The sequence below is a fragment of the Nocardia brasiliensis genome (genome assembly GCF_042691675.1).
In the GTDB taxonomy this organism is placed as follows: Bacteria; Actinomycetota; Actinomycetes; order Mycobacteriales; family Mycobacteriaceae; genus Nocardia; species Nocardia brasiliensis_D.
In genome coordinates, this window is the sequence record NZ_CP170507.1 from 3,031,436 (window position 1) to 3,042,580 (window position 11,145).

The window sequence follows — 11,145 nt, forward strand, 5'->3', positions numbered from 1 at the left end:
TGTCGCGACCATATTTCTGGTGTACGTGCGGGGTTAGAGCCCGAGTTCGGCCAGGCGGACGGTGATGCGCGGATCGGTCGTGACGATCGGCGCTTCCTTGTCCACCCAGGAGTCGCCGCCGAAATACCTGTGGAATATCCGCTCCGCCGTCCGGGTCGCCAGCGCCTGGGTGGACAGCGTCGGGTTGGGTCCGCCCAGGGAATTGGGTAACGCGGAGTTGTCGGCGATGAACAGCCGTTTGACCCAGCGGGCCTCCCCGTTGGCGTCCAGTACCGAGTTCGCTGCCGAGGTACCCATCCGCATGGATGAGTGCACGTGCAACAGCAGTGGCGCCCAGTCCATCCGGTATACCTTTTTCGCACCGGCCGCGCGCATGATCTCCGCGGCCCGCCACGCCATGAACTCCCGGTTCGCCAGGGTCTGCGACTTGCGTTGGCGCCGTGCGACATCGATCTTCGCGGGGGCGCCGTTCTCATCGGCGGGGAACAGAGACGGGGTGATCCGGTTGCGGGGTTCGACATGGTCGTCGGTGATGACCAGGAAGTTGAGCAGGTTGTCGATCCCGCCCGCCAGCAGATCCATCAGTTCGTGACCTACTAATCGGCCCGCCGGTCCGTCCCATGGGCCGTACGGGCCCCGGCCGTTGTCGTATACACCCCGAACCCCGCTGTCGGACAGACACATCGAGAATGCCTGGATCGCCGGGGTCAAGCCGACGTTCTCGATCCCGCCGCGACCGGGGAAATCGACGCGGGCAGCGGAGTTGGCGCCCTTGGAGTTTCCGGTGTATTCGTCGAAGCTGCCGACAACCCAGTCGAGGAAGTGATCGGTGTGCCCGCGGCCTACCCAGTCATTGGGGTTGGGCAGCCCGCTGTTGAACCACAGCCGCGGGCTTTCGGTCGCGCCGCCGGCCAGCGCCACCACCCGGGCGTCCTCGGTGAACTGCGCACCGGTGGTGTTGTTGCGCCAGCTCACCCCGGTCGCCACCACCTCGTTGCCGCGCTGTTCCGAATTGATCGAGGTGGCAAAGGAATCCGCGATCAACTCGACCGGTTTGCCGCTCGGCCGCACCGCGTCCGCCGCCAGTCCGAGCGGCACATAGCTGTTGTCCGTCGAGCGCTTGGCGGCCAGGTTGCGCGGCGCTCGCACCGGCTCATAACAGCCTTGAAAGCAGTGCCCGCAGAACGTGCAGCCGGTCGCGGCCGGATAGGTCAGCAGGTCGGCGCGGTCGGTGCGCCCGGCGTTGCCACCCGGCTGCAGGATCGCGTTCTGTTGCGGCCGAAAGGAAATGCCGGTCGTGGTCCGGGATGTCTGTACCGACAGGCCCACGTTTTCGCAGCCGCGGAAGGTGATGGCCTCCTTGGTGCCCATCGCCGCTGTTTGTACCGGCAAGGTTGCCTCGACCCACTCCAGGTAGGGCACGAATTCGTCATAGCTGAAGGGGAATTCGTGTTCTCGATCGTAGGCTGCCGCGTCCGGGCCCGAATAGCCCTGGAACACACCGGGATACGGTCGGGGACAGTTGCCGAAATAGTGCGCGGTGGTCCCGCCGACGCCGGCGAGCTGCCAGGCATAAAGGTTGGACGCCCATTCCCGAAACCAGCCGGGCTTCCGGCGATCCTGCGGTCCGAAGCGCAGATAGCCGTCGGTGGGATTGTTCGCGTCGTTCTCCGCGTGCGACCACTGCGACCGCGGATCGGCATGGCGCGGACCCGCCTCCAGCAGCAGCACATCCAGGCCACGCCCGGCCAGCTCCGCCGCGACGACCGGACCGCCCCCGCCCGCACCGATCACGATGACATCACGCATCCGCCCGCACCTCCGTCCGCCCCTGGTAGTAGCCGATCAACTCGGGATGACCCTCGACCAGCCCGTCCGGGCGGTAGCCGGTGAGCTCCCAGGACGGCGGTCGTCCGGTAACGGTGCGCGTCCTCGGGTCGAACATCTCCATCTCGGAATGCGCACTGAAGGCAGCACTTTCGAGGATGAGCCCGCCGGCGAACCGGAGGAAGCCGGTGCCCGAGCCGCGAAGAGGACCAGGCAGACCGCGGTCGACTATGGAGACCAGTTCCGGGATCGGGCGCTCCAGCAACTCCAGGACGCGACATTTGTCGCGCAGGCTCAATCGAGCGAACGGTGACCCCAGCGGTCCGACGAGGGTGCCGGGCGCGACGAGCACAGCCCCGAAGTTCAGGGCGAGCATGACCAGTACCGACAGCGGCAGTACCCGATCCGAAAACGTGTACCCGAGCGCCTGATCGATCCGCCTGCCTTGGTCCGGGGAAAGCCCGAGCAGCGGCGCCGGTATGCCGAGTTCGTCCAAGGCCTGCCCGAAAGCCAACGCCAACGGCCTGGACAACTGATCTCCGGTGGCCAAATAGTTGTCGAACAGCCCCATCATGAACTCGCCGCCGCCGACCTCGATCACCCCAGGCCCCGCCCGAGGCGTGCCCTGCACCCGCGACCACTCGTCCGGCCCCGGAAACACCATCACGCACACGCCGCGCAAGGTATCCAGCACCACGGCGTCGACAGCGGCAAGGGGACCGACCGGCTGAGCGTCCGCGATGCTTGGCGAAATGACCCCCGCCCCCAGCGATCCGGCCCCGGCACAGGCCACGAACCAGGCCACCCGTGTCAGGAAATCTCGCCGATCCAAAGCCGCAGCGGCATTGTTCTCGTCCGACATCGTAGGCTCCCACCGGAGTCCGAAATGACCTGAATCAACCGTATCGGCGTCCGGCCGCCGCCCCGGGCCGTTTGCCCGAAAATGTTCTCGTGCACAGCTGAAATGCTCGCCAATTGTGAACTGCACCAAAGCCTCTCGCGCGACCGTACCGGCCAGGGTCTGCCCGCCTTTTCGAGTGATCTCACAGCCCTCCGTACGGCTCACAGGGGTAGAGGCGCTGTGGAGTGTGTGGAGTTTCTGTGAAATCAGGGTCGGGGTTGCCCTTTGGGTAACTAGGAGTACGCTCAGAAATGAGTCCACTCATTATTGGGAGGTGCCGCAGTAGATGACCACGCCCGAAGTGACGCAAGTCGGCCGTCGGCTGCGCAATATGCGAGACAAGCAGTCCCGCATCTTCGCGGCCGCGGCGGCACTGTTCGCGGAACGTGGCTTCGACAGCGTCACCACGCAGGAAATCTCCGAGCGGGCGGACGTGGCCGCCGGGACGCTGTTCCGGTACGCCGCATCCAAGGGCGAGCTGCTGCTGATGGTCTACAACGAGGATTTCCGGGCGGCACTCGAGCTGGGTGATCAGGCATCGCGCGCCGAGGACGATCCGGTCCAGGCGGTACTTGCCATGGTCCGGCCGATTCTCGAAGCCGCCGACCGGCGTGTCGAGAACACCGTGGCCTACCAGCGTGAGCTGTTGTTCGGCGCACCCACCGAGCAGTACCGCGCGGAAGGTCTCGCTTTGGTCGCACGGCTGGAGGCGATGATCGCCGAGCGGCTCACCGCGGCCGCGGCCGGCCGCGCTGTCGACACGAAACACCTGTTCGCCCGCGCATTGCTGGCGGGTCGCAGTGTGTTCGCTGTGCTGCACCTCATCCTCGCCCGGCCGTCGACCGGGGCCCATCCCGGGCGGGACGCGACCGGCGACCTGCGAGATCAGATCGCCCAGATCGTCGCGGGTTTCCTCGCCTCGATCGGTGAAGTGGACGTCGAGGGGCGAACCTCGCCTCCGGCAGGAAGGAGTACGTCATGACCATCCGCAAGGTGACCGTCCTCGGAACCGGGGTCCTCGGTTCCCAAATCGCGTTCCAGACCGCATTCAGTGGATTCGACGTCACCGCCTACGACATCAACGACGATGCCCTGTCCGCGGCGCGCGATCGCTTCACCAAACTGGTGGCGATCTACCGGGACGAGGTGGACGGCGCGGGCGACGGCAAGGCCGAAAAGGCCGCCGAAGCCATCACCCTGACCACCGATCTCGCCGCGGCGGCGAAGGATGCCGACCTCGTCATCGAGGCGGTGCCCGAGGTGCTGAAGATCAAGCAGGAGACCTACCAGAAGCTGGGCGAACTGGCGCCGGAGCGAACGATCTTCGCCACCAACTCGTCCACCCTGTTGCCCAGCGACATCAAGGATTCCACCGGACGCCCCGACCGGTTCCTCGCGCTGCACTTCGCCAACGACGTATGGCGGTACAACACCGCCGAAGTGATGGGGACGAAGGAGACGGACCCGAAGGTATTCCGGGCGGTCGCCGAGTTCGCCGATGCCATCGGCATGGTGCCGATCGAGTTGCACAAGGAGAAGGCAGGCTATGTGGTCAACTCGCTGCTCGTGCCGCTGTTGAACTCCGCAATGGCCCTCAGCGCGGGCGGCTACGCCGACCCGGAGGCGGTGGACAAGACCTGGCGGATCGCCACGGGCGCCCCGTTCGGGCCGTTCCAGATGATCGACGTCATCGGCCTCACCACCCCGTACAACATCCTCGTCAACAGCAACGACGAGAACGGGAAGAAGCTCGCGGCGTGGCTGAAGGAGAACTACATCGACCAGGGCAAGCTCGGCGCAGCCAGCGGTGAGGGCTTCTACAAGTACTCGTAATCGCAAGCGCGGCAAGTCATTCCGAACCAGTTCGAGGAGAGGAGTCACATGTACTACAGCAGCGGCAACTACGAGGCCTTCGCCCGTCCACGCAAGCCGGCGGGGGTGGAAGACAAGACGGCGTGGTTCGTCGGCGCGGGGCTCGCCTCGCTGTCGGGTGCGGCGTTTCTCATCCGCGACGGTCAGATGTCCGGTGACAAGATCACCATTTTCGAGCAATTGAAGCTGCCCGGCGGCGCGCTCGACGGCATCAAGGAGCCGAAGAAGGGCTTCGTGATCCGCGGTGGCCGGGAGATGGAAAACCACTTCGAATGCCTCTGGGACCTGTTCCGGTCGGTCCCATCGATGGAGATCGACGGGGCGAGTGTCCTCGACGAGTTCTATTGGCTGAACAAGGACGACCCCAACTCGTCATTGCAGCGGGCCACCGAGAAGCGCGGCCAGGACGCCCACACCGACGGTCTGTTCACGCTGAGCAACAAGGCCCAGAAGGACATGATCAAGGTGTTCCTCGCCGCGCCCGAGGAGATGGAGAACAAGCGGATCAACGAGGTCTTCGGTGAGGACTTCCTGAAGAGCAACTTCTGGCTGTACTGGCGCACCATGTTCGCCTTCGAGGAGTGGCACAGCGCGCTGGAGATGAAGTTGTATCTGCACCGCTTCATTCACCACATCGGTGGGCTGCCCGACTTCTCGGCACTGAAGTTCACCAAGTACAACCAATACGAATCGCTCGTGCTGCCGCTGTACCGATGGCTGCTCGATCAGGGCGTGACCTTCCGGTTCGACACCGAGATCACCGACATCGACTTCCACCTCACCCGGGAACGCAAGCAGGCCACCAAGATCCACTGGGTATCCGAAGGTACCGAGGGCAGTGTCGATCTGGGGGAGAACGATCTGGTCTTCGCCACCATCGGCTCGCTCACCGAGAACTCCAACGAAGGCGATCACCACACCCCGGCGAAGCTGCTCGACGGTCCCGCACCTGCCTGGGACCTGTGGCGGCGCGTCGCGGCAAAGGACCCCGCGTTCGGGCATCCCGAGGTGTTCGGCGGACACATTCCGGAGACCAAATGGGAGTCGGCCACCGTCACCACGCTCGACGAACGCATCCCGAGCTACATCCAAAAGATCTGCAAGCGTGATCCTTTCAGCGGCAAGGTGGTCACCGGCGGCATTGTCACCGTGAAGGACTCCAGCTGGTTGATGAGCTGGACGGTCAACCGGCAGCCGCACTTCAAGCAGCAGCCGAAGGACCAGATCGTGGTCTGGATCTACTCGCTGTTCGTCGACGTGCCGGGCGACTATGTCAAGAAGCCGATGAGCGCGTGCACCGGCGAGGAGATCACCCAGGAATGGCTGTACCACATGGGTGTGCCGGAGGACGAAATCGCCGACCTCGCCGCGAATTCGGCAAAATGCGTGCCGGTGATGATGCCGTACATCACGGCGTTCTTCATGCCGCGCCAAGCCGGAGACCGCCCAGATGTGGTGCCGGCCGGCGCGGTGAATTTCGCCTTCATCGGTCAGTTCGCCGAGACCACCCGTGACTGTATCTTCACCACGGAGTACTCGGTGCGCACCGCGATGGAGGCGACCTACCAACTGCTCGGCATCGAAAGGGGAGTGCCGGAGGTCTACAACTCGACCTACGACATCCGCAAGCTGCTGGCGGCGACGAGCCGACTACGCGACGGCGACGAGCTGCACATCCCCGGACCCGACCTGCTGCGCAAGAAATTGATGAAGAAGCTCGATTCCACCGAGATCGGTGTGATGCTCGAAGAGTATGGGCTGGTTGCCGACAAGAAGTAGATTTCCCATCCCATGGCTGGCGGCTCGGCCCCTTCGAGCCGAGCCGCCGTATTCGGATGGCCCACCGGCAGTGCGGGATTCAGGTCGCGGGCGTCGATCGGCTCTTATCGGTCGGCACGCGGTCCGCCGTGTCTCGTGCGATATCGCGCAGATCGCGCCCACGAGTCTCGCCCGCCCACAGGAACGCACTCGCCGTACCGGCCAGTGTCAGGCACAGCAGCAGCGTGATCGGCACAGTCGACGGATAGCGGTGCAGCAGAGCGACTCCGATGATCGGGGTCAGCGAACCACCGACGATGGTGGCGAGCTGATAACCCAATGACGCTCCGGTGTAGCGCACTTCGCTGGGAAACAGTTCGGCGAAGAACGGCGCCTGCACACCGGTCAGCAAACCGTGCAGGGTGAGCCCGACGGTGATCACCACAGTGATCCGGGCCGGACTCCCACTGTCCACCATGGGTAATGCCGCCACTGCCCACGCCGCGATCAGCCCGGCGAGAAACACGCTGGACACCCGTCGTCCGTACCGGTCGCCGACCGCGCCACCGAGCACGATCGCGGTCGCCTGAAAGACCGAAGCGATGGTAATCGCGGTCAGCGCGGTGGATTTCGGCACATGTACCACCTGGGTGAGGTACGCGAGCAAGAAGATGCTGAACGTGTAGTACGTCGCCTTCTCGCCGACATCGGCGAGCGCGGCCATCAGCACCTGCTTGCGATAGCGGCTGAGGACGATCCGCAGCGGCGCGTGCCCGGTATGGGTCGCGGCGCTGCGCTGTGCCTCCAGGAAGATCGGCGATTCCTCCACCGCGTGCCGCAGCCACATCCCCACCAGGACAAGCACTATCGACAGCAGGAACGGAATCCGCCAGCTCCAGTCCTCGAATTCGGCGTTGGTGATGGCGAGGCCGAGGGCGGCGAGCACGCCGGTGGCCATCAGATTTCCCAGTGGCCCGCCGGTTTGCGGCCAACTGCTCCAGAACCCGCGGTGCGCCGCGGATCCGTGCTCGGCGACCAGCAAGACCGCGCCGCCCCACTCGCCACCGAGCGCCAGCCCCTGCACCAGCCGCAGCAGCACCAGCAGGATCGGCGCCGCGACCCCGATGCTGGCGTAGGAGGGGAGCAGGCCGATCGCGACGGTCGCGCCACCCATCAGCATCAGGGTGATCGACAGCGTGCGGCGGCGGCCGAGCCGATCACCGAGATGACCGAACAGCACCCCGCCCAGCGGACGCGCGAGGAACCCGACGGCGTAGGTGCCCATCGCCAGTAGGACGCCGGTCAGCGGATCACCGGCCGGGAAGAAGACCTTGTTGAAGACCAGCGCCGCGGCGAGGCCGTAGAGGAAGAAGTCGTAGAACTCGATCGTCGTCCCGGCCACGCTGGCGGCGACGATCCTGGCGAAGCGTGCGCCGGTGGCTGGGCTCGGGTTGCGCATAGTCGTGGTCCATCGCTGTCGTGCCGAAAGGTCTTGTACGACTATGACTTAGCGACCGACCGGGGATCGCTGATTTCGGCGACGGACGCGGTCGTGCCCTATTTGCCCGGCGTGGCGAACACGATCAGCGCCATGAAGGCCAGGTTGATGAAGTACGTACCCTCGACCAGGCCGACGGTGATGAGAAACGGGGTCATCAGGCGCTTTTCGGCCTCGGGTTGCCGGGTGATCCCGGCGAGCAGTTGACCGCCGGCGAACCCGTCGCCGAGGCAGGCGCCCGCGGCGGCGCCGCCCATCATCAGTCCACCACCGATGAACGCGCCCGCGGTGATGACCGCCCGCACCATTTCCGGATCGGCTGCCATGGCGGTTCCTCCCGTCGATGACCGCGCCGAGACGGCCGGTCCTATACTTTCTGCCACGATGCAATGCACTCGCATCGTAACCGGACCGGTTGGGCTATGGCAATGCGATCGCATTGCATAAGTGGAGAGGTGGACGTGCCGAAACAGGTGGACCATCACGAACGCCGTCAGCAGATCGCCGCGGCGGTATGCCGGTTGGCGGCGACCCGTGGGCTCGAGGGGGTCAGCCTGCGCCACGTCGCGGCCGAAGCGGGTGTGTCGATGGGCCGGATCCAGCACTACTTCAAGACCAAGGACGAGATGCTGCTGTTCGCCTTCGGGACGATCAGCGAACGCGTCGAACATCGCGTCGCCCAGGCGGTCGCGACCCTGCCGCAGCCGCCGGACGCGCGGTCGCTGGTGCGTGCGCTATTGGTCGAGATGATGCCGGTCGGCGAGCACGCCAGGGCCGAAATGCCCATGTGGATCGCCTTTTTCGCCCGTGCGGTGGTGGAACCGCGGATGGCAAAGCCGCTGCGCGAAGGCACCCGTTCCCTGCACGCGTTCGTCGACGAGCAGGTCGGCAACGCCCGCTCGGACGGCCAGTCCACGGACGCGTTCGATCCCGCTCGGGAAGCCGAAATACTGCTCGCCCTCGCCGACGGATTGATGATGCGCCTGATGGTCGGTGGGATCGAAGCCGATGCCGCGCTGGCGGCGCTGGATCATCAGCTGGACCGGGCGTTCGGATCCCCTGACCGCGGCTAGGCGGTGAGGTGCCCGCTCGAGCGATCGTGGCGTTCTTCGGATGCGTCGTTGAGTCCGACGATTTCCACGGTCTTGCCCTTGGACTCGTATTTGCCGGTGATCGCGTCCAGCGTGGCAACGGTGGAGGCGTCCCAGATGTGGGCTTCGGTGTCGGCTTCGCCCACCTTCACCACCTCGGTGAAATGCGCGACCCGGTTGGCGAACAGCACCATCGCGGTGAGTACCCCGGCGATCACGCCGTAGGCGAGGTTGTGGGTGGCCACGGTGACCGCGACGGTCACCAGCATGACGCTCGTTTCGGCGAGGGGCATGCGGCGCAACGTCTTCGGGGCGATCGAGTGCCAGTCGAAGGTGCCGACCGAGACCATGATCATGACCGCGACCAGGGCCGCCATCGGGATCAGCGCGACGATATCGCCGAGGCCGACGACGAGGATCAACAGGAACACCCCGGCCAGGAAGGTGGAGATCCGGGTGCGTGCTCCGGACACTTGACGTTGATCATGGTCTGGCCGATCATCGCGCAGCCACCCATGCCGCCGAAGAATCCGGTGACAATGTTGGCCACACCCTGGCCCCAGCCCTCCCGGGTCTTGTCGGAGTGGCTATCGGTGATGTCATCGACCAGTTTGGCGGTCATCAGCGATTCCAGCAGCCCGACCAGCGCCATGGCCAGCGCGTACGGTGCGATGATCCCGAGCGTTTCGACGGTGAACGGAACGTGGGGGAGCAGCAGTGTCGGCAGACTGGACGGCAACTCGCCTTCGTCGCCGACATTGGGCACATCGACGGCGAACGCCGCGGTGACGGCGGTCAGCACTACGATCGCCACCAGGGGAGCCGGGATCACGGTGCTGAGCTTGGGTAGCAGCACGATGATCAGTAGGCCGATCGCGACCATCGGATACACCAGCCAGGACACGCCGACCAGGTACGGCAGTTGTGCGGTGAAGATCAGGATGGCCAGCGCGTTGACGAAGCCGACCATCACGCTGCGCGGAATGAACCGCATCAGCTTCGCCACTCCGACCACACTCAACACGATCTGGATCACCCCGGCCAGAATGACAGTCGCGATCAGGTAGTCCAGCCCGTGCGCACGCACCAGCGGGGCAATGACCAGGGCGACCGCACCCGTTGCCGCGGAGATCATGGCCCGGCGACCGCCGGTGACCGCGATCGTCACCGCCATCGTGAACGAGGCGAACAGTCCGACCCGCGGATCGACACCGGCGATGATGGAGAACGAAATCGCCTCGGGGATCAACGCCAGCGCTACCACCAAGCCGCCCAGTACCTCGGTCCTGAGCAGGCGGGGGCTACGTAGCGCCGACAGGACCGACCCTTCGGTATTTCTGGTGACGGGTACGGGTGTCCCCATCGGCGGCTCCAATCATCGGGCGGCACCTGCGGTCGAGCTGCGACCGCAGGTGCACGAGTGAAATCGGGAGGCTGAGCAGCCGACGACGCGGCGAGATCGATGCTGGATATCACCGGCCACGCTGCCCGGTGACGAACTTCAGCTAACGCTCAGCGAGAAAACCCTACTCCCCTGCGCGGAGGTGGGTGCAAGTCCGCGGCGGCCTGAGGTGTCCCAGATCTCACCGAGGTGACGTAGTCGTCCGGCGCGCGATCACCGCGTCCAGCGACCATCGGCCCGGGCCGGTTGCGAGCAGGAAGGTCGAGCAGAGCAGGAGTGTCCAGTCGAGGCGGGCCTCGTGCATCATGTCCCAGAAGCCGTCGGCTTTCGGTTTGTCGGCCGACCGGCCCCACAGGATCGGGACTTTGGTCAGTGCGAGCGCCAGCACCATATCGATCAGCAAGGGGACTGCCGCGATTCTCGTCAGCAGGCCGACGAGAATTAGTGCGCCGCAGAGTGTTTCGGTCACTCCGGCCAGGGGGCCGAAGAACTCCGGCGCCGGAATGCCGATGGTGGTGAACCGTCCGGCCGCCTGCTCGGACGGTCGCAGGAACTTGAGGATTCCTTCGGACAGGAAGACCACGCCCACCGCCGCTCTGATCAGGATCGCAGCCGACGCGGAGCCGGGCTCGAACATCGTGCTCCGCGGGTTCACCGGGGATTCACCTCCTGAGTAGCTGGCTCGGTGGTGTAAGTGCCTCGCGCACAGCGTAAATCGCCGAGGGGCACCGTGGTGGTAAGACGGTGCGATCTGTGCGGCTTCGGTCCCGGCCGACGTCGGTCACATCCGACTGCG

The 11,145-nt window shown here is 65.3% G+C and carries 9 protein-coding genes and 1 pseudogene; 4 read left to right on the top strand and 6 right to left on the bottom strand.

Features of this window, described 5'->3' with window-relative positions:
• Positions 1-33 precede the first annotated feature (33 nt).
• Positions 34-1,809, bottom strand: coding sequence for a GMC oxidoreductase (locus ACFK0J_RS14155; RefSeq protein ID WP_378740205.1), 1,776 nt, complete (start codon positions 1,807-1,809; stop codon positions 34-36).
• Complete coding sequence (locus ACFK0J_RS14160) at positions 1,802-2,689, bottom strand: twin-arginine translocation signal domain-containing protein (RefSeq protein ID WP_378740207.1); 888 nt, start codon at positions 2,687-2,689, stop codon at positions 1,802-1,804. Before ACFK0J_RS14160 ends, ACFK0J_RS14155 begins: the two co-directional genes overlap by 8 nt.
• Before the next feature lie 325 nt (positions 2,690-3,014).
• On the opposite strand from ACFK0J_RS14160, the gene ACFK0J_RS14165 reads away from it, so the two are divergent.
• Genes ACFK0J_RS14165 through ACFK0J_RS14175 form a run of 3 tightly spaced genes read left to right on the top strand, consistent with a single transcriptional unit; the run spans position 3,015 to position 6,379 of the window.
• A complete protein-coding gene (locus ACFK0J_RS14165; protein ID WP_378740209.1) occupies positions 3,015-3,710 on the top strand; it encodes a TetR/AcrR family transcriptional regulator in 696 nt (231 codons plus the stop codon).
• Positions 3,707-4,561, top strand: a complete 855-nt coding sequence (locus tag ACFK0J_RS14170) for a 3-hydroxyacyl-CoA dehydrogenase (RefSeq protein ID WP_378740212.1) — start codon at positions 3,707-3,709, stop codon at positions 4,559-4,561. Before ACFK0J_RS14165 ends, ACFK0J_RS14170 begins: the two co-directional genes overlap by 4 nt.
• A 48-nt stretch (positions 4,562-4,609) precedes the next feature.
• Positions 4,610-6,379 carry an oleate hydratase gene (locus ACFK0J_RS14175; RefSeq protein ID WP_378740214.1) on the top strand — a complete coding sequence of 590 codons (1,770 nt, stop codon included), beginning with the start codon at positions 4,610-4,612 and terminating at the stop codon, positions 6,377-6,379.
• Between the two features lie 79 nt (positions 6,380-6,458).
• On the opposite strand, the gene ACFK0J_RS14180 is transcribed toward ACFK0J_RS14175, so the two are convergent.
• Together ACFK0J_RS14180 and ACFK0J_RS14185 are read right to left on the bottom strand one after the other, a co-directional pair.
• Entirely contained in the window at positions 6,459-7,817 is a 1,359-nt protein-coding gene (locus tag ACFK0J_RS14180; RefSeq protein WP_378740216.1) for an MFS transporter, read from the bottom strand.
• A gap of 98 nt (positions 7,818-7,915) precedes the next feature.
• Entirely contained in the window at positions 7,916-8,182 is a 267-nt protein-coding gene (locus ACFK0J_RS14185) for a F0F1 ATP synthase subunit C (RefSeq protein ID WP_378740218.1), read from the bottom strand.
• 135 nt (positions 8,183-8,317) lie between these two features.
• Between ACFK0J_RS14185 and ACFK0J_RS14190 the strand changes: the two genes are divergently transcribed.
• Positions 8,318-8,929 carry a TetR/AcrR family transcriptional regulator gene (locus tag ACFK0J_RS14190; RefSeq protein ID WP_378740220.1) on the top strand — a complete coding sequence of 204 codons (612 nt, stop codon included), beginning with the start codon at positions 8,318-8,320 and terminating at the stop codon, positions 8,927-8,929.
• On the opposite strand, the pseudogene ACFK0J_RS14195 reads toward ACFK0J_RS14190, so the two are convergent.
• Both ACFK0J_RS14195 and ACFK0J_RS14200 read right to left on the bottom strand, forming a co-directional pair.
• Positions 8,926-10,310, bottom strand: a pseudogene (locus tag ACFK0J_RS14195) (SulP family inorganic anion transporter). The gene ACFK0J_RS14190 and the pseudogene ACFK0J_RS14195 overlap by 4 nt on opposite strands.
• A 220-nt stretch (positions 10,311-10,530) precedes the next feature.
• On the bottom strand, positions 10,531-10,986 hold the full coding sequence (locus ACFK0J_RS14200; protein ID WP_378742839.1) for a DoxX family protein: 456 nt from the start codon (positions 10,984-10,986) through the stop codon (positions 10,531-10,533).
• Positions 10,987-11,145 lie beyond the last annotated feature (159 nt).

Coding starts and splice junctions, on each gene's coding strand:
- ACFK0J_RS14155 (WP_378740205.1), bottom strand. CDS start 1,809: ATGCGTGATGTCATCGTGATCGGTGCGGGCGGGGGCGGTCCGGTCGTC.
- ACFK0J_RS14160 (WP_378740207.1), bottom strand. CDS start 2,689: ATGTCGGACGAGAACAATGCCGCTGCGGCTTTGGATCGGCGAGATTTC.
- ACFK0J_RS14165 (WP_378740209.1), top strand. CDS start 3,015: ATGACCACGCCCGAAGTGACGCAAGTCGGCCGTCGGCTGCGCAATATG.
- ACFK0J_RS14170 (WP_378740212.1), top strand. CDS start 3,707: ATGACCATCCGCAAGGTGACCGTCCTCGGAACCGGGGTCCTCGGTTCC.
- ACFK0J_RS14175 (WP_378740214.1), top strand. CDS start 4,610: ATGTACTACAGCAGCGGCAACTACGAGGCCTTCGCCCGTCCACGCAAG.
- ACFK0J_RS14180 (WP_378740216.1), bottom strand. CDS start 7,817: ATGCGCAACCCGAGCCCAGCCACCGGCGCACGCTTCGCCAGGATCGTC.
- ACFK0J_RS14185 (WP_378740218.1), bottom strand. CDS start 8,182: ATGGCAGCCGATCCGGAAATGGTGCGGGCGGTCATCACCGCGGGCGCG.
- ACFK0J_RS14200 (WP_378742839.1), bottom strand. CDS start 10,986: ATGTTCGAGCCCGGCTCCGCGTCGGCTGCGATCCTGATCAGAGCGGCG.